This is a genomic window from Flavobacterium cupriresistens, assembly GCF_020911925.1.
Lineage (GTDB): Bacteria > Bacteroidota > Bacteroidia > Flavobacteriales > Flavobacteriaceae > Flavobacterium > Flavobacterium cupriresistens.
In genome coordinates this window covers 1-22,627 of sequence record NZ_CP087134.1, presented here as the reverse complement: position 1 = coordinate 22,627, position 22,627 = coordinate 1, and the positions used below count along the sequence as shown (strand labels likewise).

Genomic DNA, 22,627 nt, shown 5'->3' with positions numbered 1-22,627 from the left:
TTTAATTAATTGTACGTTACCTCAAGTAACAACGACCTTAAGGTGGTTATTGCGGCGGGGCTCACCTCTTCCCATCCCGAACAGAGTAGTTAAGCCCGCCTGCGCAGATGGTACTGCAGTTATGTGGGAGAGTATGTCGTCGCCTTTCTTTTAAGAACCCTATCCAAATCGGATAGGGTTTTTTGTTTTATATAACTTTTTGGTTGTTGGTTTTTTTAAACCATATAAGTGATGTAAGTTCATTTTAGATTTACTTTGCGACTCCTTGCGTAAATCCTTGCGTGCTTTGGGTTAAGCAGCACATATAAGAAACGCCATTATAACTGCAGTAATGATCAAATTTACAGATATAAATTGGGCAGTTTCATCCAAAATTTTTCTTTGTATTGTTTATGAAATCTTTGCGAACTTGGTGTTTAGAAGAGGTTAGAGGGTAATTTTGTGTTTGTTTAGTATTACAAATTAGAAATCTTCGCAAGTAACGGATTAACTTTAAAATTAAATGACTTGTTATTGTTATTAAACTTCTGAAAATCTGTTAAATTATAGTAAATAAAGGATTTTAGAGTAGGAGCGACTAGAGTTTTTAAATGCGAATCTGTATTTTTGTTTTTTAATTATAATCTAAATATGAAAAAAAGTATTTTATTGTTGGTATTATTTGCTATCACAAGTTTAAGTGCTCAAGAGCGCCCAAAATTAGTTGTAGGTATTGTAGTTGATCAAATGAAAATGGAATATCTCTATCGGTTTTCAGATGATTTTTCTCCAAATGGTTTTAATAGATTAATAAATAATGGATATACTTTTCAGAATATGCATTATAATTACATGCCAACTTATACTGCACCGGGACATGCTTCTATTTATACAGGGACTACACCGGCAACACATGGAATTGTAGGTAATGAATGGTTTAGCAGAACGCTTGGTAAAGAAATGTACTGTACAGATGATGCATCTGTTAAAACGGTTGGAGATGGTACTGTAGAAGAGGGTGCAATGTCACCAAAGAATCTGCAAAGTACTACTATAACTGACGAAGTTAGAATGGCAACAAATTTTACTGGAAAAGTAATCGGTCTTAGTTTGAAGGATCGTGGAGCAATTTTGCCTGCAGGACATTTTGCAAATTGGGCATTCTGGTACAGCAAAACAGGTTCTTTTATTTCAAGTACTTTTTATGGGGATAAATTACCTGATTGGGTTACCCAGTTCAATAATGAGAAGCGTTATTTGAAGTATATTAATAAAGGTTGGGATTTATATAAACCAGCTAGCACATACAATGAAAGCTTACCGGATAATAACCCGTATGAAGGGAAACTATATGGTAGTGCAGCGCCTGTTTTTCCATATGATTTGAAAACAATGTATGAGAAAAATGATGCAGGTGTCTTAAGAGCGACTCCATATGGGAATGATTTGTTAGCTGAGTTTGCTATGGAAGCTATTGCGAAGGAAGATCTGGGTAAAGACAACAGTACCGATTTCCTTACTGTTAGTTTTTCTTCGACTGATTATGTTGGTCATTTACTTGGGCCACGTTCTATGGAACTTCAGGATACTTATTTAAGATTGGATCAGACTATTGCTGACTTTTTAGCTTATCTTGATAAAACGGTTGGAAAAGACAATTATTTACTTTTTCTAACTGCTGATCATGCGGGGGCAGAAAATGTTATCTATTTAAAAGATCATAAATATAATGTAGATAATTATCCATCAAAAGACGTTAGGAAAAGCTTGCAGGATTTTTCTGTGAAAACTTTTGGCGTAGATTTAATTTTAAATTATTCTAACTTTAATATTTTCTTCAATAAGAAACTTATTAAGGATAAAAAGCTAGATTTGGTTAATGTAAAGAAGGCTTTTAAAAGTTTTTTAATTGCACAACCACAAGTTAAGAGAGTGTATACCGAAGAAGAAATTTTGGCTAATTCCGGAAATGACTACTATTTAAATTTTGTAGCAAAAGGATACGATGTAACTCAAAATGGAGATTTGATTATTGTAGACAAACCGGGTGATATTGAATATTCAACTACGGGAACTTCACACGGGACACCTTATAGCTATGATACACATGTTCCTGCGATTTTTTATGGCTGGCATATCAAAAAAGGAGAGTCGTATGATAAAAAAGGAATAACTGAAATTGCACCAACAATAGCACAAAAAATAAAAGTTACCTTTCCAAATGGAACTGAAGCGAAAGTACTTCAAGAAGTTTTGGATGAAAAGAAGTAATCTAGGATTGGTAGTTCTAAATAATTGAGGAAAAAACATCGTTATTTAAGTACTAGACACATATTAAATTTAAAAACCCTGTCTTAATTCGAGACAGGGTTTTTTGTAACAAAAAAGGCTTTTCAATTAAGAAAAGCCTTTTTTATTTAGTAAGCACTTATTATAATGCTAGTAACTATGCGTTTGCTAACACTACTTCTTCGTTAAAAGGAAGATTCCATGCTTCAGCAACTCCTTTGTAAAGGATTTTACCATTAGCAACGTTTAATCCTTTTTTCAATTCTTCATTTTCAGCGCAAGCTTTTTCCCATCCTTTGTTAGCCAACTGTACAGCATACGGTAAAGTAGCATTAGTTAAAGCTAATGTAGAAGTATAAGGAACAGCTCCCGGCATATTTGCTACACAGTAGTGAACAATATCATCAATAATAAAAGTTGGGTTCTCGTGAGTTGTTGGAGTACAAGTCTCGATACAACCACCTTGATCTACTGCTACGTCAACAACAACAGTTCCCGGACGCATTAATTTTAACATATCACGAGTGATTAAGTGAGGCGCTTTTGCTCCTGGGATCAAAACTGCACCAACAATTAAATCTGCATCAGCAATTGCTCTGGTAATGTTATAGTGATTTGACATTTCTGTATTTACGTTAGCTGGCATAATATCATCTAACTGACGTAAACGTGGTAAGCTTAAATCCATAATAGTAACTTGAGCTCCTAAACCTGCTGCCATTTTAGCTGCTTGAGTACCAACGATACCTCCACCTAAAACTAAAACTTTTGCCGGTGGAACACCTGGAACACCTCCTAAAAGAATTCCTCTTCCTTTTAATGGTTTTTCAAGGTATTTTGCTCCTTGTTGAATAGCCATACGACCTGCAACCTCAGACATTGGAACTAATAAAGGTAAACTACGATCTGCTTTTTCAACTGTTTCGTAAGCTAAACATACTGCTCCTCTTTCTAACATAGCGTGTGTTAATGGCTCAGATGATGCAAAGTGGAAATAAGTGAAAAGTAATTGATCTTTTTTAATTAATGGGTACTCAGAAGCAATAGGCTCTTTTACTTTGATAATCATTTCAGCGATAGCATATACTTCTTCAATAGTTGCTAAAACTGTTGCACCAGCTTTTGCATATTCTTCATCAGCAAAACCACTACCTACACCTGCAGTTGCCTGAACGTAAACTACATGACCGTGTTTTTTCATTTCAGAAACTCCTGCTGGAGTTAAAGCTACACGATTTTCGTTATTCTTGATTTCTTTTGGAACACCTATTATCATATTGTTATATTTTTTTGTTTTTTGAAATTGTTTTTTACAAATTTACAGTTAGAGAATATATTATTGATAATTGATTGATAAATAAGAAAATATTATTTTATTTGTTACTTTTACAGAAAAATATTCTTTTGGGAAGTGTTTTTCTTTCCTGAAAGAGAAAAAAAGACTTTTTTTAAATCAAAATTTATATCGTTTTCGTTATGGCTTTAGATGAAACTGACAAAAAAATCCTACGACTTTTACAGGAAGATGCGCATTACACGTTAAAAGACATTGCAAATAAGATTAATTTATCGTTAACGCCGGTTCATGATCGGGTCAAACGTCTTGAAAAAGAGGGTGTTATAGAAAAATATGTCACGATTTTAAACAAGAAAAAACTCGGAAATAATCTTACTGTGTATTGCCAAGTTACGTTGACCAAACAAACTTATGACACTTCGGAGGGGTTTAATCAATCTATTTTGAATTTACCGGAAGTGGTAGAGTGTAATTATGTTTCGGGGAATTTTGATTATATGCTCAAAATTATCATTCCGGACATGGAAAGCTACCATCGTTTTCACCAACAGAAATTATCAGTTTTACCAGAAGTCTCCTTATTAAATACCGTTTTTGTAATTTCTGAAGTAAAAAGTACCACGGTCTTGCCTATCTAAATAAAAAAACCACCAAGTAAACTTGATGGTTTTATTTAACACTGGTTTAGGTTTATATTAATAGTAAGTGAAACGTCTTACTTTTGCAATATATTTGGCTAAACGGATAACCTGATGGCTATAACCGTATTCATTGTCGTACCAGATGTATAATACAATATTTTTTCCGTCTTTAGATACAATTGTAGCATTACTGTCATAAATTGAAGGCGCAGATGTACCAACGATATCTGAAGAAACTAATTCATTATTTAATGAATATTTAATTTGCTCTACCAATTCTCCTTCTAAAGCATATTTTTTCATTATTTTATTGATCGCAGCAACTGTCGTTCCTTTCTTAACTTCTAAATTCAGCACTACCAATGAACCATTTGGAACTGGAACTCTAATTGCATTTGAAGTCAATTTACCCTCTAGCGAAGGCAAAGCTTTTGCTACAGCACTTCCGGCTCCTGTTTCAGTGATTACCATATTTAAAGCTGCAGCTCTACCACGACGGTATTTTTTGTGCATGTTATCTACTAAATTCTGGTCGTTTGTGTAGGCATGGATGGTTTCCAAGTGACCTTTTACAACTCCCAATGTATCTTCAATAGCTTTTAATACCGGTGTAATGGCATTTGTAGTACAAGAAGCTGCTGAGAAAATATTAATCTCATCAGGATTGTATTCGTTATGGTTTACCCCATGTACAATATTAGGAACTCCTTTTCCTGGCGCAGTCAATAAAACTTTACCGGCACCATTTGAAGTCAAGTGTCTTTGTAAAGCAACTTCTGTAGTGAAAACTCCGGTATTGTCAATGATCAAAGCGTCATTGATTCCGTATTGTGTATAATCTATTTCTTCCGGTGTATTGGCTGTGATCATATGAACTGTAGTTCCGTTGATGATCAAAGCATTATTTTTGGGGTCAGTAGTTACAGAACCTTGGAAATCTCCGTGAATTGAATCGTATCGTAATAAAGAAGCTCTTTTTTCTAAACTAGTGGCATCGTTTGCATCACGAGTTACAATTGCTCTTAAACGTAATTGATTTCCTTTTCCAGTTTTAGACATTAATTCTCTGGCCAATAAGCGACCAATTCTTCCAAAACCATATAAAACCACATCTTTTGGTTGAATTTCTTCTGATGATTTGGCTTCTTTTAATTTATCAAGTACAAAATATCTTGCGTCAGGATATTTCTCATCTTCCAGACGATATTCGTAAGTTAGTTTTCCTAAATCTAATTTTGAAGGCGGAAGATCTAACGACAGGATAACCTGAGCAATTTCAACTGAATCAAAAATGGTGATTGGCTTACCAACAAACTCACCTGCGTATTGATGTAAATTAATAATATCGCTTACATTTTTATCCAATAATTGATTCTTGAATAAAACCATTTCGATGGATTTGTCATACCATAAATCACTTATGATTTTGATTAATTCGACACCAGCTCTTCTTCGGTCGACTTGAAGTGATACTTCTTTTTGGTACAAAGATTTTTTGCTCATAATTGGAAATTTGGAAAAATAAATAGAGGACTATTTTAAAATTTTGCGCAAAAGTACCCATTTCAATCGATTTCGTAAACTATTTTAGCATTTTTTTTTGAAACTCACGAAAAAAATATTTTATTCCTGTTAAATTAAAATTGGGTTGCTGAAAACAAAAACGGAAATGGTTTTGGGAAGAAAAATAAAAAAGCCACCTTAAAAAATAAGATGGCCTTCCGTTTTAATTTGAGCAAGATGTTTAGATAATAATTCTTAGAATTTCTCCATTTTTATTGATCATTTCAAGACGCATACTTTGTCCCTCATCTTTTTTATTTAAGAGTTTTGAAACCGTTTCAATATTTGTTGCTTTAACATTATCTATACTTAAAATGATATTGCCTTGTAATTCATTTTGGTACTGCATTAAATTTTCATTAGAAATACTTCTGATTTTTACACCATAATTTATGTTGAATTTCTTTTTATCGGCAGCATCAATATTTTCCAATTCTATACCTTTAAATTCGGTGCTGTAAAATTCATTTTTGCTTAAAGTTACCGGAACAGTTTTTGTTTTTCCGTCTTTAATATAAGTCACTTTAACAACATCATTTGGGCGTTTGGCATTGATGTAGCTTGAAAGGTCTGCATAAGTTGAAATATTTTGTTCGTCCAGTTTTACAATAATATCACCTTTTGTCAGTCCGGCTTTTTCTGCACCGGAATTTTTGGAAACTTTACTAATATAAAAACCTTGCGTTTCAGTAATTCCCAATTCTTTTGAAGCGGTACTGTTTAATTCTCCTCCTTCAACACCTAGAATTCCCCTTTGAACATTCCCGAATTCCATAATGTCCTCGATAATTTTTCGGGCAATATTAGACGGAACGGCAAATGAGTATCCAACATAAGAACCCGTCATTGAAGAAATCATAGTATTAATTCCAATTAATTCTCCACGAGTATTCACCAAAGCGCCACCGCTGTTTCCGGGATTTACGGCAGCATCCGTTTGAATGAAGGACTGAATGCCCTTTGTATCTAAATTTCTGGCTTTTGCCGAAACAATTCCCGCAGTTACAGTCGAAGTTAAATTATACGGATTTCCAACGGCCAGAACCCATTCACCGATTTTTACAGAATCTGAATTCGCAAAAGTCGTGTAAGGAAGTTTTTCGTCGGCATTGATTTTTAGTAAAGCAATATCCATTTTAGAATCTGTACCAATAAGTTTGGCTGTATATGATTTTTTATTGTTCAACGTAATTTCAATTTCCGAAGCATCTTTAATTACGTGATTGTTGGTTACGATGTACCCGTCTTCAGAAATAATTACACCCGAACCGGTTCCTACTTGTTCCTGTTGTTGCTGTCCGCCATAACCATAGAAAAATTCCATCATGGGGTTACTGACAGTTCGTCGCGAGACGTTTTTTACGTGAACAACGGTGTGGATTGTTTTGTCTGCGGCTGCTGTGAAATCTACAGTTTCTGCTGCTAATGCAACATTTCTGCCAAACGAATTGGGAGCAAGAGTTACAACAGAATTTCCTTTTCCAAAAAAAGAAGTGTTGCTTTCAAATAATAACTTGTAAGCACCAAGGGTAATAGCGCCGCTAAATAATGACACTAAAAATAAGGCTGAAAATCTTTTCATAATTAGAATTTATATTTAAGTTATTTAACGTAAAATTACTTCAAAAAATTATTTAGAAAAATGGTTTAACGCTCTTTAACAATGATTAACATTTCATTAATTAATAGTTCGTACTTTTGTACTTCTTAAAGACTAAAAATGCAAGTAGAATTTTATAAATATCAAGGTACAGGGAATGATTTTGTAATGATTGACAATCGTTCTGAATTTTTCCCTAAAGACAATATAAAACTGATTGAACGCCTGTGTGACAGACGTTTCGGAATCGGAGCTGACGGACTTATTTTGCTGGAAAATGATTCCGAAACTGACTTTAGAATGGTGTATTATAATTCAGACGGAAATCAGAGTTCCATGTGTGGAAATGGTGGTCGTTGTCTGGTTGCTTTTGCCAATCAGTTGGGTGTAATTGAAAATAAAACAACTTTTATAGCGACAGATGGTCTACATCACGCGTCTGTTGGAGAGGATGCTATTATTTCACTGCAAATGATAGATGTTGATGAAATTCAAAAGAAAGATTCTTATACTTTTCTGAATACAGGTTCTCCGCATCACGTGCAAATTGTTGAAGATTTAGAGCATTATAATGTGAAAGAAAATGGAGCAGCAATTCGGTATGGTGCTTTATATGGAGAAAAAGGAAGCAATATTAATTTTGTTAAAAAAGTAGACGACAGCACTTTTTCGCTTCGTACGTACGAGCGTGGTGTTGAAGATGAAACTTTAGCCTGTGGAACCGGTGCAACAGCTGTTGCAATAGCGATGAATGCAATTGGTCAAACCGATAAAACTTCAATTAATTTGAATGTTGAAGGTGGAAAACTAATCGTTTCTTTTGATAAAACCGGAGATCATTTTTCGAATGTGTTTTTGACCGGACCTGCAAAATTTGTTTTTAAAGGAACTATTGAGGTTTAAAAGTTATAAGTGAAAGATCTGAAATCAGCAATCTAAAATCTACAGTCTAAAATCTAAAATCAACTATGATAACTCTAAAAGGAGAATCGGTTTACCTGCGGGCATTAGAACCTAATGATCTGGAATTTGTATATGCAATGGAGAACGATCAGAGTATTTGGGAGGTTAGTAATACCCAAACGCCTTATAGTAGGTTTTTAGTTCGGCAGTATCTCGAAAATGCGCATCAGGATATTTATGAAGCCAAACAATTGCGGTTGGCGATTTGTCAGGATGAAGATTTTCCGGCTGTTGGATTGATTGATTTATTTGAATTTGATCCTAAAAATAACAGAGCAGGAGTTGGAATTGTGATTCAAAGTAAAGAGAACAGAAAGCAAAATATTGGTTCTGAGGCTTTAGAGCTACTGATTAAATACTCTTTTCACAATTTAAATCTGCATCAATTATATGCAAATATTAATGTAGGGAATGTAGCTAGTATAGCACTTTTTACTAAATTTGGCTTCAAGGAAATAGGAATTAAAAAAGATTGGATTCTGGCAAACAACCAATATCAGGATGAAGCAATTTTTCAGTTAATTAACAAACAAATTTAAAATCTTAGCTTTGAGTATAAAAAAAATAATCACGTTAGCTGCCGTAGCCGTAATTTCAGTTTTAATGATTTACGGATTTATTTTAATCAGTAGAATTTTTAGTGCCAATACTAAATTCGAAGAAAAAGAAGTGTACGTATACGTTCCTACCGGAGCCAATTATACGGATGTGAAAAAAATAATACAACCGTATATCAAGAATTTCGATAATTTTGAAATGGTTGCCAATAAAAGAAGTTATCCTGAAAATGTAAAATCGGGTCGTTTTTTGCTTAAAAAAGATATGAATAATATCGATTTGGTTCGTGCGATGCGTTCTAATGTCCCTGTGAAATTATCTTTTAATAACCAGGAGCGTTTGGAGAATTTTGCCGGAAGAGTAGGAGCAGAAATCGAAGCGGATAGTTTGTCGTTAATGAAAGCGATTAAAGATTCGACTTTCTTAAAAGCAAACGGTTTTAATGAAGAGAATGTTTTTGCGATGTTTATTCCGAATACTTATGAAATTTATTGGAATACTTCTGCAGAAAAGTTTCGTGATAAAATGATCAAGGAATATCATAATTTCTGGACAGCTGATCGTATTGCAAAAGCAAAAGCTCAGGGATTAACTCCGGTTCAGGCTACAATTTTGGCCTCTATTGTTCATAAAGAATCCGTTAAAAAAGACGAAAGACCTCGAATTGCAGGTGTATATTTAAACCGTTTGCGTTTGGCGATGCCGTTACAGGCTGATCCGACCGTTATTTATGCTTTAAAATTAAAAGCGAATGATTTTGATCAGGTTATAAAAAGAGTTTTTTATAATGATCTGATTATGAAGTCACCTTACAATACTTATGTAAATGTAGGTCTTCCTCCAGGGCCAATTGCGATGCCTGACATTACGGCTCTTGATGCGGTTTTAAATCCGGAGAAGCATGATTATATTTATTTTTGTGCCAGCGTAGATCGTTTTGGATATCATGAATTTGCTTCTACTTATGAGCAACATACTGTAAATGCAAAAAAATATTCAGACTGGATCGCTAGTCAGGGCGTAACAAGATAGTTTTGAGTTTTAAAAAGATCCTTATTTTATCGGTTTTGTTTTTTTTGAATTTTCATTGGATGGAAGCTCAAAGTAAAATCGATGCTTTTTTGGCGCCCTCAGATACTTTAAATCTAAAAAGACAAAATACAGTTATAGTGACTGAAGCTGCTTTAGCTTCAGTCACTTTATTGGGTTTAAATCAGATTTGGTATTCTGATTATCCGAAGTCAAATTTTCATTTTATAAATGATAATAAAGAATGGCTGCAAATGGATAAAGTGGGTCATTTCTACTCTGCTTATCATTTGGGAAGATTTGGTGCAGAAGCACTTAATTGGAGCGGTGCTGATACTAAAAAGCAATTAATTTATGGTGCGGGTATGGGGTTTGTTTTTCTGGCAGCCGTTGAAGTGATGGATGGTTATTCTTCTGAATGGGGAGCTTCTTCGGGGGATATTATTGCTAATACTGCAGGAACCGCATTGTATGTTTCTCAGGAATTACTTTGGAAAGAGCAGCGTATTACACCTAAGTTTTCTTTTCATACAACTTCATATGCCAATCAAAGACCAAATGTTTTAGGAAAATCTCTTAATGAGCAAGTACTAAAAGATTATAATGGACAGACCTATTGGCTTTCTGTAAATCTTCATTCTTTTGCAAAAAAATCAAAAATTCCGAAGTGGTTTAATGTTGCTTTTGGATATGGAGCCGAAGGCATGTTATCGGGAAATGTGCAAAACGAAATTCCGATTTCGGTCGAAAATCCCGAAAGATATCGTCAGTTTTTTCTTAGTTTTGATGTTGATTTAGCTAAAATTAACACAAAATCGCATTTTTTGAAAACTATTTTCTCGGTTTTGAACACGATTAAAATTCCGGCGCCGACTTTGGAATACTCCGCCAATAAAGGGCTTAAAGCACATGCGTTTTATTTTTAAAAAAGTTAATTAATTGATTATCAGTATATTTGTAAATTGTTTTACCTTTGCACCGTAGAAATTTCAAAAAGGTGACAGCGTTTTGAAGAAAAACAATTTATGATAAAGAAATGGTACTTTTACTCGAGTTTGATCGTAGTTATTACATTTTTAAGCCTGGGTTTTAAACCCTTTAATCTAAAAACCAAACCTTGGTTTTTAATCGAAAAAACAGATGGATCCGAATACTTATTTCCATCGCAAGAAAAGGATGATTATCCTAATTTAAATTACAACTTTCCCTACACCGGAAATCATCTTATTGGTTTTAAAGAAGCAGTAGCTTTTAAAGAATCTCAAGGTAAATACCGATTAGTAAATTCCCTGGGATATATGGGGAAATACCAATTTGGTTCTCAAGCTTTACGAGCAATCGGTGTCCGTAATGAAAAAGCCTTTTTAAAAGATCCCGCTTTACAGGAAAAAGCATTCGTGGCGTTATTGTCTAAAAACAAATGGATTTTGCGTAACGAAATTGAAAAGTATGAAGGGAAAGTGATTAGTGGTATCGAAATTACAGAATCTGGAATTTTGGCTGCCGCACACCTTGGAGGAGCTGGTTCAGTAAAAAACTTCTTTAAAAACAAAGGAAACAGGCATTTCAGAGATGCTTTTGGTACTTCGTTGAGAAGTTATATGAAAGCTTTTGGAGGTTATGACCTTTCTTATATTGAAGCAGATAGTAATGCTACAATTAATGATTAATAGAGTGTGAGCTTTATAAGGAAACCTGCTTTTTAGAGCAGGTTTTTTTTATGTCTGTCTTTTTTTATGTGGGATTATGCACCAGCTTGTCATTTCGAGGTACGAGAAATCACACCAGAAATTCCGCATAGAAAATCGCCAATCTTTGTGGAGTTACGTGTGTGATTTCTCGTGCCTCGAAATGACATACTTTGTGGTGAAGGTAATAAAACAGATTATTGAAAATGATAATTAAGAAATTCAAATAGTGGATTTTGTTTTTTAATTAACGCTAGTTTTTTATCCCTGTTCCATTTTTTTAATTCTTTTTCTCTTAGAATTGCTTCTTGAATCCAAACGAATTTTTCATAATAAACTAAAAATTCAATATTGTATTTTGATGCAAATGTTTTCTTCTTGATTTCTATATTTTCTTTGTGTTGATACAATCTCAATTTTAAATTCTTGGTCACACCAATGTAAAACGTCGAACGATATTTATTTGTGATAATGTAAACATAATAAGTATGATAACCGTATTGAGGATTTAGCATATTGAGTACTATTTTAAAGTACGAATATACTTATTATTTGAGTAGCCCAAATATTTGTTTTAATCCATTTGTCATTTCGACAAAGGAGAAATCGCATTCAATATTCGACAAAGATTGGCGATTTTCTATGTGGAGTTTCTTGTGTGATTTCTCCTTTGTCGAAATGACAAAGAGGAAAAAAAAAGAGAGACAACTGTCTCTCTTAAAATTAATTTACCTGCTCAAAAAAAGCAGTTTTTATGATGTTTAATTTTCTAGTCAATTAAGATGTCTAGAATTTTTATAGCAGCTTCACTAATTTTAGTTCCGGGGCCAAAAACGGCAACGGCACCGGCATCGAATAAATATTGATAATCTTGTGCGGGAATTACGCCACCCACAATTACCATTATATCATCTCGACCGTGTTTTTTAAGTTCTTCAATTACCTGAGGGACCAATGTTTTATGTCCGGCGGCCAGTGATGAAACGCCTAATATATGCACGTCATTTTCTACCGCTTGTTTGGCTGCTTCGGCAGGAGTTTGAAAAAGCGGACCAATGTCTACGTCAAAACCAACATCGGCGTAGCCTGTTGCTACTACTTTTGCGCCACGATCATGTCCGTCTTGTCCCATTTTGGCAATCATGATTCTTGGGCGTCTTCCTTCTTGTTTTGCAAAGACATTTGCTAATTGTTTTGCCTTTTCAAAAGTCTCGTCGTTTTTTATTGCTGCACTATACACACCGCTAAAGGATTTAATTTGTGCTTTAAATCTTCCGAAGATACTTTCCAGAGCATCACTGATTTCGCCTAAAGTTGCTCTGTTTCTAGCAGCTTCAACAGCAATTTCGAGTAAGTTTCCCTGTCCGGTTTTAGCACAAAGAATTAATTTTTCCAGTGATTGATTTACTTTTTCAGTATCTCTTTTTGATTTTATTTCTTCCAGACGCTCTACTTGTTGTTTTCGAACCATTTGGTTGTCTACATCAAGGATATGTAAAGGATCTTCTTTTTCTAATCTAAATTGGTTTACACCTACGATAATATCTTGTCCGCTGTCAATTCTTGCCTGTTTTCTGGCTGCAGCTTCTTCGATTCTTAGTTTTGGAATTCCGGCTTCGATGGCTTTGGTCATTCCGCCTAATTCTTCTACTTCTTCAATCAGTTTCCAGGTGCTTTTTACAATTTCGTTTGTCAGGCTTTCAACATAATAACTACCGGCCCAAGGGTCGACTGTTTTGGTGATCTTTGTTTCTTCTTGTAAAAAGATTTGTGTATTACGGGCAATTCTTGCCGAGAAATCGGTTGGTAAAGCAATTGCTTCATCTAAGGCGTTGGTGTGCAAAGATTGGGTTCCTCCAAAAGCGGCTGCTGTTGCTTCGATACAAGTTCTGGCCACATTGTTAAAAGGATCTTGCTCAGTTAAACTCCAACCACTAGTTTGGCAGTGGGTTCTTAATGCCAGAGATTTATCGCTTTTTGGGTTAAATTGCTGGATTAATTTTGCCCAGATCATTCTTCCCGCTCTCATTTTGGCAATCTCCATAAAATGATTCATTCCAATGGCCCAGAAAAAAGAAAGGCGCGGAGCAAACTCATCAATGGTCATTCCCGTAGAAAGACCGGTTCTGATGTATTCTAAACCATCTGCCAGAGTGTATGCCAATTCAATATCGGCGGTTGCACCGGCTTCTTGCATATGATATCCTGAGATTGAGATCGAATTGAATTTGGGCATTTTCTTGCTCGTAAATTCAAAAATATCTGCAATTATTTTCATCGAAGGGGTGGGCGGATAAATATAGGTATTTCGAACCATGAATTCTTTCAGGATATCATTTTGTATAGTTCCTGAAAGTTTTTGTATGGCGACTCCTTGTTCTTCGGCTGCCACAATATAAAAGGCCATAATAGGCAATACTGCGCCATTCATGGTCATTGAAACCGACATTTCATCTAAAGGAATCTGGTCAAAGAGTACTTTCATATCTTCAACAGAATCTATGGCTACACCGGCTTTTCCGACATCGCCCACAACACGTTCATGGTCTGAATCATAGCCGCGGTGTGTAGGTAAGTCAAAGGCAATCGATAGCCCTTTTTGTCCTGCTGCAAGATTTCGTCTGTAAAATGCGTTGCTTTCTTCTGCTGTAGAAAATCCTGCGTACTGACGAATCGTCCACGGGCGTCTTACGTACATGGTCGCATAAGGGCCTCGTAAATTAGGGGCAAAGCCTGCTCCAAAGTCCAAAAATTCTAAGTTCTCTAGATCTTTTTCAGAATAGGTTTGTTTCAGCTCAATTCCTTCAGCAGTTAAAAAGCTGCTTGCCGGTTGTTGTTCAACAGTGGGCTTCTCGCTTTTAAAATCTAACTTTATATGTGTAAGGTCTTTTCTTATCATGGAAATACTCTTTTGAGTAGTTTGATTAATTACTATGGAAAACTGTTATTCTAATTCCAGACGTTCCTGTTCCAGTTTTTCAGCTAATCGTTTTTCTATAATTGGCGTAATTAACGTTTTTCTAGGTTTTACTTTTACAAATGGAAACAACTCTAAATCATGTTTCATTTTGTCGTCTTTATTAGGATATTTATTGGTTCCCAGTAAAACTTCTTTTTTAGAATCAAATAATTCCTGCTCTTTAGAGGCGCTTTCCTGAATTTTCTTTTTGATGGTTCCATCGTTTAAAAGTTTCAGAAAACCTCCATTGGCTTCAATATCTTTAAATAATGCTAGTCCTTTTTCTGCAAGTTGCATGGTCAGGCTTTCAATATAATAACTTCCATCGGCCGGATTGTCTACTTTGTCAAAGTAACTTTCGTGCTTTAAAACCAATAATTGATTTCGGGCAATTCGGTCTCCAAATTCATTGTCTTTGTGGTATAAGGAGTCGTAAGGCAAATTGGCAATTGCATCTGCTCCGCCAAGAATAGCCGACATACATTCGGTGGTGGTACGAAGCATATTTACATTATAATCGTAAATCGTTTTGTTGCGTTTTGTTGGTGTTACTAGTAAATGGCAGTCAATATCCGGATGGTATTCGTTGGCTATCAATTTGAAAAGCATTCGCAGGGCGCGAAGTTTAGCAATTTCAAAGAAATAATTAGTTCCCACCGAAACCTGAAATACAATCTGCTTTAGCGCGTTGGGTGTGCGGTTCAGGTACTCGTTGGCGTGCGCTAAACTATACCCGATTTGTTGTGTGATTGTGGCTCCTGCATTTTGATACAGACCTAAATCTACACTTAATAATGTTGTATTTGAAGTTGCTTTTGAAATGTTTTCAATAGTCTCAAAATTATTTTTATCAGAGGTAGTAAACCAGTTTCCTTCTCTTGCAAAATGACCAATTGGATCTAAATTACAGTAAAAAGTACTCTTTTTTTGAATGGCAATGGCGTCGAGTTGTTTTACGAAATCGATTGAAATGAAATTCAAATTAAAGTAAACAATTCTATTTTCTAAAGGAAGATTTTCTAATAATTGCTGAAGGTCTGTTTTTTCGTTTTCAATCGTGAAACGAAGGCTTTCAGCACCTCTTTCAATGGTGTTTAAAGCTCTTTGAATGGACTTGTCAATATCATAAACAAAGATGTTCTGACAAATTTTAAATTCAGTGACTTTTGTCTCTACGGTAGCAGCTTTTGAGAATTCATCTCTATGATAAAATGGTTTTACCTGAATGTCTTCAGGGGAATTCCAGATTACGGTTTCGTTATAATCAGCTCCATCCAATTCAAACTGAATTTTTTGTTTCCATTGTTTGGATGAAATAGGACTAAAATCGTCGAATAGGGTAGTAGCCATTTAGTGGTTTTTTTTCTGATTATTCTTTGGTTTCGGGAATAGTGTCTCCTTCAAATTGAATGATGTATATGTCTTCGCTGTCTTTTTTCATATAGTACTTCTCGCGGGCATATTTTTCTATTTGTTCGGGATTTTTCAATAGTTTGATTTGTTCCTGATCTTTTCTGATTTCCTCTTGATAATATTTTTTATTGTCTTCGAGTTCATCAATTTGGTGGTCCAGGAAACGGTGATCAAAATAGGAGTAATTATCTAAAAATAGCATCCAGACCACAAAAAATAATAATACCCAAACGTATTTATTGCCCAGAAGACTGAGCCAGGATTTTCCTTTGAAAGGGTTTGTTATTTTCATTTTAAACGGTTGTAATTTTAGTATTTGATTCCTCTTTTGACCCGGCTGCTCCTTTATCTTTTTATGGTTTGACGATCATAAAAGGATAAAGGGAAAGCGGGTTATGGCTTTTAGCTTTAATGCAATAAATTTACAATAAAAATTATAAAATTCGCTGATTTATTACGGCACGAACTACATCAATAGCTACAGTGTTGTATTTGTCATTTGGTATAATGATGTCTGCAAAAGCTTTTGATGGTTCGATAAATTGCTCATGCATAGGTTTTAAGGTGTTCTGATAACGTGTTAAAACTTCATCAATATCACGACCACGTTCTGAAATATCACGTTTTAAACGACGGATTAATCTTTCATCTGAATCGGCATGAACGTATATTTTAATATCAAAAAGATCACGAAGCTCCGGATTTGTTAAGATTAAGATTCCTTCAACGATCATTACTTTTCTCGGATGTGTTGAAACCGTATCGTCTGTTCTATTGTGTTGTATAAAAGAATATACAGGTTGATCAATCGTTTCTCCTGCTTTTAATGCTTTTAAATGTTTTACCAATAATTCAAAATCAATCGCACGCGGGTGATCAAAATTAATTAATGCTCTTTCGTCAAATGATAGATTAGTGGTTTCTTTGTAATATGAATCCTGAGAAATTACGCCAACTTCTGTGTCTGGTAATTCGTTCATGATTTGGTGTACTACTGTTGTTTTTCCACTTCCTGTTCCTCCTGCAAGTCCAATAATGAGCATAAATTTGTTGTTATATATTTGTATCGCAAAAATAATAATTTAAGTCAATATTATAATAAGAAGTTTAAAGAAGGTTTAGAATTGTTTGCCTTAATTGCGAATTGTTTAACGCTTTTTTTAAACCATATAAGTTATATAAGAAAATATAAGCAGTTGCGTAGATTCACATTGCATTTAAATGAACTTACATGACTTATATGGTGAAAAAAAATAAAAAAAAATCCCGACAGTTACTACCATCGGGATTTAGTGCAATCAGTATAGTCTTTTGAAAATATTCTGAATTTAGTAAGCACATTAATTATTTATTCTTTTTTGCTTTTATCATCATTTCAAGCTGATCCCAAAGTTCTTCCGGAATAGCTTCTAATAAGTTAAATTGTCCAGCACCTTTCAACCATTCACCACCATCAATTGTGATCACATCACCATTTACATAAGCAGAGAAATCTGAAACCAAATAAGCTGCCAAGTTGGCCAACTCCTGGTGATCACCTACACGCTTTAAAGGTACTTTTTTAGCCATGTCAAATTTTTCAGCTAAATCTCCTGGTAATAATCTATCCCAGGCACCTTTAGTTGGGAATGGTCCCGGAGCAATGGCGTTAGAACGGATTCCGTATTTGGCCCATTCTACAGCAAGACTGCGTGTCATTGCCAAAACTCCCGCTTTTGCTGTTGCACTAGGTACTACATAAGCAGAACCTGTCCAGGCATAAGTGGTCACGATATTTAAAATCGTTGCTGATTTTTGTTTGCTGTCGATCCAGTGTTTTCCAAAAGCCAGTGTACAGTTTTTAGAACCTTTAAGAACGATGTCTATAACAGTATCAAATGCATTTGCAGATAATCTTTCTGTTGGAGAAATGAAATTCCCGGCCGCATTGTTCAAAAGAACATCTACTTTTCCGAAAGCTTTCAGAACCTCCTGAAGCATGTTTTCTACTTCTTCATAGTGACGAACATCACATTGAAGAGGCAAACATTTTCCACCAGTTTCAGCTTCCAGCTCGGTAGCCGTGTTTTTTAGTTTTTCTAAATCTCTTGAAGTAATCGCCACCTGAGCTCCTAATTCTAAGAAGTATTTGGTCATGGCTTTTCCTAAACCACTTCCGCCGCCTGTAACTACGATAACTTTGCCTTTTAAAGCATCATCTCGTAACATTTTATCTGTATAGCTCATATTTTCTTTTTTTTACAATATTAATCAAATATATAGTATGCGTGCATAATATTGTTATAAAATTTTGATAAACTTTATATATTACATAATTTTTTTGCAGCCGATTCTAAAGTAAAATCATCTTTGGCAAAACAAAAGCGTATTAATTTCTGGTCTTTATGATCGGAGTAGAAAGTTGATATCGGAATTGCTGCGACACCATGATCTGTAATTAGTTTCTTGCAGAAAGTAACATCATCTTCCTCTGAAATTGCGGCATAAGAAGCAACCTGAAAGTAAGTTCCTTCACAGGGTTTTAATTCAAATCGGCTATTCTGCAACAGTTTTTGAAAATAATCTCTTTTTTCCTGATAGAATTTCCCTAAAAGATTGACGTCAACAACTTCTAAATATTGACTTATGGCGGCTTGTGAAATGCTATTGACGCTGAAAACCAAAAACTGATGTACTTTTTTGATTTCCTTCATTAAATATTCAGGTGCTACGGTGTAACCAATTTTCCAACCTGTGATATGAAATGATTTTCCGAAAGAAGAAATCATTATACAGCGCTCTAGTAAAGCTTGTCGGGTATGTGCCGAAAGGTGTTTTTCTTCGAAAGTGATGTATTCGTACACTTCGTCAGATAAGACAAGGAGATCGGGATATTTTGAAAGTATTTTTTCGAGTTCAAGAAAATCAGCTTCCTTCAGGATTTTTCCTGTTGGATTGTGCGGATTGTTGATGATGATCATCTTGCTTTTTGAAGAGCAGGATTTTTCTATTCTTTCCCAGTTTGGGGTGTAATCATCATTTAGAGCAACTCTGATGGGTTTTGCGTTGCAAAGTAAAACAGGAGATTCATAAGAATCGTAACTAGGGTCCAGAATTAGTACTTCATCGCCGGTTTTTACCAAAGCCAAAATAGTGGTAAAAATTCCCTGAGTTGCACCAGCCGTAACCAAAATTTCGGTTTCAGGATCGATCGTTCTGTTGTAAGAACTCTTAACCAATTTAGCAATCTGACTCATTAACGGCGGATAACCTGCCATTGGAGTATATTGGTGTACATTTTCTTTGGTTAACTTCGCTAAAATGGCTGTTAATCTTTCGTCGACAGGGAAATTTGGGAATCCCTGCGAGAGATTAATGGCATTGTATTCTGCGGCCATTTTTGACATTACCGTAAAAATACTGGTGGTGATATTAGGTAATTTACTCATGAAAAAGTTTTGAGGTTAGAAACTTGTGAGTTAAATGTACGATAAGTAATAGTTTTTTGCTAAAATTATTTTGCAGGAATATTTATAGGAATTGGGAGTGAATAAAGCACTCTGACCAACTTATTGTTTTGTTTTCCGGGAATCCATTTTGGAGCATTTTTTAGAACACGAATAGCTTCGCGACCCGTTTCATGGCCCAAATCTCTTAGTACTTTAATGTCGCTTAAAGATCCGTCTTTTTCTATTATGAAGGTGACATAAATTCTTCCTTTAAGTGCCGGAGTTACATTTGGAATTTGGAAGTTTTGCTCCATGTAGGTATTAAAAACGGCTATTCCGCCAGGGAATTCCGGCTTTACCTCTATTCCTGCTGTACTGTAAATACTATTATCGTCATTTGGAACAGCTCCTTGTGGCGGTATTTTATTTGTAGGCTCGTCTATGGTAATAATTTCCGTTTGAGAAAAAACACTTTGAACAGTGCAAATCAGAATCAAAATTAGAAATTTCTTCATTTTATGGTGGTTTTACATTTTATGAATGATAAAAATAGTCGGTCGATTGTGAAGGTCAACTTTAAGTTTCTTCCAATCTGAAATGCGCATTGTTTTAATGAATTCTGTTGGTAAGGTAATATCAGTTGCAATACAAAGATGCGTTGCAGGGTTTAAGATTTGCAAAATATCCTCGACCAATTTGTTATTTCGGTAAGGTGTTTCGATAAAAAGCTGCGATTGATTTTTATCCTGAGATAATTTTTCAAAGTACTTTAATGCCGATTTTTTTTCGTCTTTATCAATAGGTAAATAACCGTTGAAAGTAAAACTCTGTCCGTTCATTCCCGAAGCCATCATAGCCAATAAAATAGAAGAAGGCCCTACTAAAGGAACAACCTGTATTCCTTTTTCATGTGCTAATTTTACAATTACAGCACCGGGATCAGCTACACCGGGACATCCGGCTTCGCTCATTAAACCCATGTTTTTTCCTTCTAACAAAGGTTTTATAAAGTCTAAATGTTCGCTTGGCTCCGTACGTTTGTTTAAGGTAAAAAGAACCAATTCGGATTGTTTCTTTTCGGGATAAACCGCTTTTATGGATTTTCGGGCTGTTTTGTCGTTTTCGACAATGTAGTGGTCTATAAGCTCGATACTTCTTTTTACTGTTTGCGGTAAAACGTCCATCGGATCGCTTTCGCCCATAGTGGTTGGAATTAAATATAGTTTTCCTAGAAGTTTCATGTGCGTTTTTTTAAATTTATAAAACGAATTAGCTCTCAATTGTCATTTTTACAAACGAATTGAAAGGAGGTAAGTTATGAATATTTTTCGATAAGTTTTTGGGCAATGATGTCCGTAACTTCATCCAGCATTTCGTAAACATTGTCAAAACCATTAGAGACGCCAAAGTAAGGATCAGGGACATCTACATTTTCGTCAGGAAATAACTCGTTCAGAATAAGTTGTACTTTGTTTTTGTGTTCGGCTGTTTTTGCAAGAAGTAGTACATCGTCGTAATTGGAAATATCCATTACATAAATATAGTCAAATTCATCAAAGTCGGAAGTTTTAAATTGTCTTCCTTTTTGATGATTGATATCGATGCCATTTTTTTTGGCAACGGCAATCGAACGTTTATCGGGTGAATGACCTACATGCCAGGAACCGGTTCCTGCAGAATCTACCAGAAATGTATTTTGGGGTAATTTGGAAGCTAAAATTCCTTCAGCTAAAGGAGATCTGCAAATATTTCCCAAACAAACCATTAGAATCTTTACTGGCATGATGCGCGTTTATAGCGTTAGTTTTTTGTTGATATCTTCGACAAATTTCTTGAATTGTTTGTCTGTAGAAACTAAATTGTCAACCGTTTTACAGGCGTGCAATACTGTAGCGTGATCGCGATCTCCAATTTGTGAACCAATGTTTGCTAAAGAAGCTTTGGTAAATTTCTTTGCAAAAAACATGGCCAATTGTCTTGCTTGCACGACATGCCTCTTTCTGGTTTTAGATTGAAGTGTTTCAATGTCTAATTGGAAATAATCAGAGACAATTTTTTGAATATAATCAATTGAAATTTCTCTTTTTACGTTCTTAACAAATTTCTCTACTACACTTTTAGCCAACTCAATTGTTACTTCTTTTTTGTTGAAAGAAGATTGAGCGATTAACGAAATAATAGCACCTTCTAATTCTCTAACGTTAGATTTGATATTGCGGGCAACATATTCAATAATGTCTTCCGGCATTTCAACACCGTCACGGTATAAGATATTTTTTAAGATCGAAATACGGGTTTCGTAGTCCGGTTGGTGCAATTCGGCAGATAGTCCCCATTTAAAACGGGATAATAAACGCTGCTCAATATCCTGCATATCAACAGGTGCTTTGTCAGAGGTTAAAATTACCTGTTTTCCGTTTTGATGTAAGTAGTTAAAAATATGGAAGAAAACGTCCTGAGTTCCCGATTTTCCGGATAAAAACTGAACATCATCAATAATTAAAACATCGATCAATTGGTAAAAGTGAATAAAATCGTTACGATTGTTCTTTTTTACCGAATCAATATATTGTTGTGTGAAAATTTCGGCAGAAATATATAAAACCGTTTTTTCTGGATATTTGTCTTTTACTTCTACACCTATCGCATGCGCTAAGTGTGTTTTTCCTAAACCAACACCACCAAAGATTAATAGCGGGTTAAAGGAAGTTCCCCCAGGTTTGTTGGCAACAGCCATACCTGCGGAACGAGCCAAACGATTCGAATCCCCTTCAAGAAAATTGTCAAAACTGTAGTTGGCATTTAATTGCGATTCAATTTTTAAATTTCTGATTCCGGGAATTACAAATGGATTTTTAAGCTCTGGATTTAAGTTTTTAAACGGAGCATCAACCTCTTGCGGTTTCATGGGCACTCTGTTGGCACTTGGCAGCTGTTCAGTAAACGGCTGTTTATTACCATAAGTGTTTTCCATTTTAATTTTATACAGTAACTTTGCGTTTTTCCCTAGTTCTTTGGTAAGCGCAACTTTCAATAATTTAACGTAATGTTCTTCTAGCCATTCGTAGAAAAATTTACTCGGTACTTGAATGTATAATGCATTGTCGGTTAGCTCAACTGATTTGATTGGCTCAAACCAAGTTTTGTACGCCTGGTCTTGAATATTGTCTTTTATAAAAGACAAACAGTTTTCCCATACCGATTGAGCAGTTTTAGTCAT

21 protein-coding genes and 1 rRNA gene are annotated in these 22,627 nt (G+C 35.0%); 8 read left to right on the top strand and 14 right to left on the bottom strand.

Annotated elements, in window-relative coordinates; translation table 11 throughout:
* Positions 1-38: 38 nt before the first annotated feature.
* Positions 39-148, top strand: a 5S ribosomal RNA gene (gene rrf / locus LNP23_RS00110).
* A 482-nt stretch (positions 149-630) separates the two neighbouring features.
* Complete coding sequence (gene pafA, locus LNP23_RS00105; protein WP_230003014.1) at positions 631-2,250, top strand: alkaline phosphatase PafA; 1,620 nt, start codon at positions 631-633, stop codon at positions 2,248-2,250.
* Positions 2,251-2,425: 175 nt separating this feature from the next.
* Here pafA and ald read toward each other — a convergent pair whose 3' ends face one another.
* On the bottom strand, positions 2,426-3,544 hold the full coding sequence (gene ald, locus LNP23_RS00100) for an alanine dehydrogenase (RefSeq protein WP_230003013.1): 1,119 nt from the start codon (positions 3,542-3,544) through the stop codon (positions 2,426-2,428).
* Between the two features lie 200 nt (positions 3,545-3,744).
* On the opposite strand from ald, the gene LNP23_RS00095 reads away from it, so the two are divergent.
* Positions 3,745-4,203: an Lrp/AsnC family transcriptional regulator gene (locus LNP23_RS00095; protein ID WP_047779213.1), complete on the top strand. Its 459-nt coding sequence runs from the start codon at positions 3,745-3,747 to the stop codon at positions 4,201-4,203.
* Positions 4,204-4,260: 57 nt separating this feature from the next.
* Here the strand turns inward: LNP23_RS00095 and LNP23_RS00090 are convergent, their stop codons facing one another.
* Both LNP23_RS00090 and LNP23_RS00085 read right to left on the bottom strand, forming a co-directional pair.
* Positions 4,261-5,709 (bottom strand): glyceraldehyde-3-phosphate dehydrogenase, encoded by a 1,449-nt coding sequence (locus LNP23_RS00090; protein ID WP_047779212.1) that lies wholly within the window; start codon positions 5,707-5,709, stop codon positions 4,261-4,263.
* A gap of 241 nt (positions 5,710-5,950) precedes the next feature.
* Positions 5,951-7,351, bottom strand: a complete 1,401-nt coding sequence (locus LNP23_RS00085) for a trypsin-like peptidase domain-containing protein (protein WP_047779211.1) — start codon at positions 7,349-7,351, stop codon at positions 5,951-5,953.
* 138 nt (positions 7,352-7,489) lie between these two features.
* Between LNP23_RS00085 and dapF the strand changes: the two genes are divergently transcribed.
* The 5 genes from dapF to LNP23_RS00060 all read left to right on the top strand — a co-directional run bounded on the left by dapF (position 7,490) and on the right by LNP23_RS00060 (position 11,589).
* Positions 7,490-8,272 (top strand): diaminopimelate epimerase, encoded by a 783-nt coding sequence (gene dapF / locus LNP23_RS00080; protein WP_047779210.1) that lies wholly within the window; start codon positions 7,490-7,492, stop codon positions 8,270-8,272.
* Positions 8,273-8,337: 65 nt separating this feature from the next.
* The gene (locus LNP23_RS00075; RefSeq protein ID WP_230003012.1) at positions 8,338-8,871 is read left to right on the top strand and encodes a GNAT family N-acetyltransferase; all 534 of its coding nucleotides are present in this window, start codon (positions 8,338-8,340) and stop codon (positions 8,869-8,871) included.
* Positions 8,872-8,881: 10 nt separating this feature from the next.
* A complete protein-coding gene (gene mltG, locus LNP23_RS00070; RefSeq protein WP_230003011.1) occupies positions 8,882-9,922 on the top strand; it encodes an endolytic transglycosylase MltG in 1,041 nt (346 codons plus the stop codon).
* Positions 9,923-9,981: 59 nt separating this feature from the next.
* Complete coding sequence (locus LNP23_RS00065) at positions 9,982-10,845, top strand: DUF2279 domain-containing protein (RefSeq protein ID WP_230003010.1); 864 nt, start codon at positions 9,982-9,984, stop codon at positions 10,843-10,845.
* Positions 10,846-10,944: 99 nt separating this feature from the next.
* Positions 10,945-11,589: a hypothetical protein gene (locus tag LNP23_RS00060; protein WP_047779206.1), complete on the top strand. Its 645-nt coding sequence runs from the start codon at positions 10,945-10,947 to the stop codon at positions 11,587-11,589.
* A gap of 215 nt (positions 11,590-11,804) precedes the next feature.
* On the opposite strand, the gene LNP23_RS00055 is transcribed toward LNP23_RS00060, so the two are convergent.
* From LNP23_RS00055 to dnaA, 11 genes are all read right to left on the bottom strand, one after another.
* Positions 11,805-12,122 (bottom strand): GIY-YIG nuclease family protein, encoded by a 318-nt coding sequence (locus LNP23_RS00055; RefSeq protein ID WP_230003009.1) that lies wholly within the window; start codon positions 12,120-12,122, stop codon positions 11,805-11,807.
* A gap of 254 nt (positions 12,123-12,376) precedes the next feature.
* Positions 12,377-14,506 (bottom strand): methylmalonyl-CoA mutase, encoded by a 2,130-nt coding sequence (gene scpA / locus LNP23_RS00050; protein ID WP_230003008.1) that lies wholly within the window; start codon positions 14,504-14,506, stop codon positions 12,377-12,379.
* Between the two features lie 45 nt (positions 14,507-14,551).
* Positions 14,552-15,916 carry a methylmalonyl-CoA mutase subunit beta gene (locus LNP23_RS00045; protein ID WP_230003007.1) on the bottom strand — a complete coding sequence of 455 codons (1,365 nt, stop codon included), beginning with the start codon at positions 15,914-15,916 and terminating at the stop codon, positions 14,552-14,554.
* Between the two features lie 19 nt (positions 15,917-15,935).
* Positions 15,936-16,271 carry an FtsB family cell division protein gene (locus LNP23_RS00040; protein ID WP_047779202.1) on the bottom strand — a complete coding sequence of 112 codons (336 nt, stop codon included), beginning with the start codon at positions 16,269-16,271 and terminating at the stop codon, positions 15,936-15,938.
* 142 nt (positions 16,272-16,413) lie between these two features.
* A complete protein-coding gene (udk, locus tag LNP23_RS00035) occupies positions 16,414-17,022 on the bottom strand; it encodes a uridine kinase (RefSeq protein ID WP_047779201.1) in 609 nt (202 codons plus the stop codon).
* Between the two features lie 301 nt (positions 17,023-17,323).
* Positions 17,324-18,205 carry an SDR family oxidoreductase gene (locus LNP23_RS00030; RefSeq protein ID WP_047779200.1) on the bottom strand — a complete coding sequence of 294 codons (882 nt, stop codon included), beginning with the start codon at positions 18,203-18,205 and terminating at the stop codon, positions 17,324-17,326.
* A gap of 74 nt (positions 18,206-18,279) precedes the next feature.
* Positions 18,280-19,407, bottom strand: a complete 1,128-nt coding sequence (locus LNP23_RS00025) for a methionine aminotransferase (RefSeq protein WP_230003006.1) — start codon at positions 19,405-19,407, stop codon at positions 18,280-18,282.
* A gap of 65 nt (positions 19,408-19,472) precedes the next feature.
* A complete protein-coding gene (locus tag LNP23_RS00020) occupies positions 19,473-19,922 on the bottom strand; it encodes an energy transducer TonB (RefSeq protein ID WP_230003005.1) in 450 nt (149 codons plus the stop codon).
* Positions 19,923-19,934: 12 nt separating this feature from the next.
* Positions 19,935-20,648 (bottom strand): SAM-dependent methyltransferase, encoded by a 714-nt coding sequence (locus LNP23_RS00015; RefSeq protein WP_047779198.1) that lies wholly within the window; start codon positions 20,646-20,648, stop codon positions 19,935-19,937.
* 74 nt (positions 20,649-20,722) lie between these two features.
* Complete coding sequence (locus tag LNP23_RS00010; protein WP_047779197.1) at positions 20,723-21,190, bottom strand: low molecular weight protein-tyrosine-phosphatase; 468 nt, start codon at positions 21,188-21,190, stop codon at positions 20,723-20,725.
* A 9-nt stretch (positions 21,191-21,199) separates the two neighbouring features.
* A complete protein-coding gene (gene dnaA / locus LNP23_RS00005) occupies positions 21,200-22,627 on the bottom strand; it encodes a chromosomal replication initiator protein DnaA (RefSeq protein WP_041517015.1) in 1,428 nt (475 codons plus the stop codon).

Coding starts and splice junctions, on each gene's coding strand:
- pafA (WP_230003014.1), top strand. CDS start 631: ATGAAAAAAAGTATTTTATTGTTGGTATTATTTGCTATCACAAGTTTA.
- ald (WP_230003013.1), bottom strand. CDS start 3,544: ATGATAATAGGTGTTCCAAAAGAAATCAAGAATAACGAAAATCGTGTA.
- LNP23_RS00095 (WP_047779213.1), top strand. CDS start 3,745: ATGGCTTTAGATGAAACTGACAAAAAAATCCTACGACTTTTACAGGAA.
- LNP23_RS00090 (WP_047779212.1), bottom strand. CDS start 5,709: ATGAGCAAAAAATCTTTGTACCAAAAAGAAGTATCACTTCAAGTCGAC.
- LNP23_RS00085 (WP_047779211.1), bottom strand. CDS start 7,351: ATGAAAAGATTTTCAGCCTTATTTTTAGTGTCATTATTTAGCGGCGCT.
- dapF (WP_047779210.1), top strand. CDS start 7,490: ATGCAAGTAGAATTTTATAAATATCAAGGTACAGGGAATGATTTTGTA.
- LNP23_RS00075 (WP_230003012.1), top strand. CDS start 8,338: ATGATAACTCTAAAAGGAGAATCGGTTTACCTGCGGGCATTAGAACCT.
- LNP23_RS00065 (WP_230003010.1), top strand. CDS start 9,982: ATGGAAGCTCAAAGTAAAATCGATGCTTTTTTGGCGCCCTCAGATACT.
- LNP23_RS00060 (WP_047779206.1), top strand. CDS start 10,945: ATGATAAAGAAATGGTACTTTTACTCGAGTTTGATCGTAGTTATTACA.
- LNP23_RS00055 (WP_230003009.1), bottom strand. CDS start 12,122: ATGCTAAATCCTCAATACGGTTATCATACTTATTATGTTTACATTATC.
- scpA (WP_230003008.1), bottom strand. CDS start 14,506: ATGATAAGAAAAGACCTTACACATATAAAGTTAGATTTTAAAAGCGAG.
- LNP23_RS00045 (WP_230003007.1), bottom strand. CDS start 15,916: ATGGCTACTACCCTATTCGACGATTTTAGTCCTATTTCATCCAAACAA.
- LNP23_RS00040 (WP_047779202.1), bottom strand. CDS start 16,271: ATGAAAATAACAAACCCTTTCAAAGGAAAATCCTGGCTCAGTCTTCTG.
- udk (WP_047779201.1), bottom strand. CDS start 17,022: ATGCTCATTATTGGACTTGCAGGAGGAACAGGAAGTGGAAAAACAACA.
- LNP23_RS00030 (WP_047779200.1), bottom strand. CDS start 18,205: ATGAGCTATACAGATAAAATGTTACGAGATGATGCTTTAAAAGGCAAA.
- LNP23_RS00025 (WP_230003006.1), bottom strand. CDS start 19,407: ATGAGTAAATTACCTAATATCACCACCAGTATTTTTACGGTAATGTCA.
- LNP23_RS00020 (WP_230003005.1), bottom strand. CDS start 19,922: ATGAAGAAATTTCTAATTTTGATTCTGATTTGCACTGTTCAAAGTGTT.
- LNP23_RS00015 (WP_047779198.1), bottom strand. CDS start 20,648: ATGAAACTTCTAGGAAAACTATATTTAATTCCAACCACTATGGGCGAA.
- LNP23_RS00010 (WP_047779197.1), bottom strand. CDS start 21,190: ATGCCAGTAAAGATTCTAATGGTTTGTTTGGGAAATATTTGCAGATCT.
- dnaA (WP_041517015.1), bottom strand. CDS start 22,627: ATGACTAAAACTGCTCAATCGGTATGGGAAAACTGTTTGTCTTTTATA.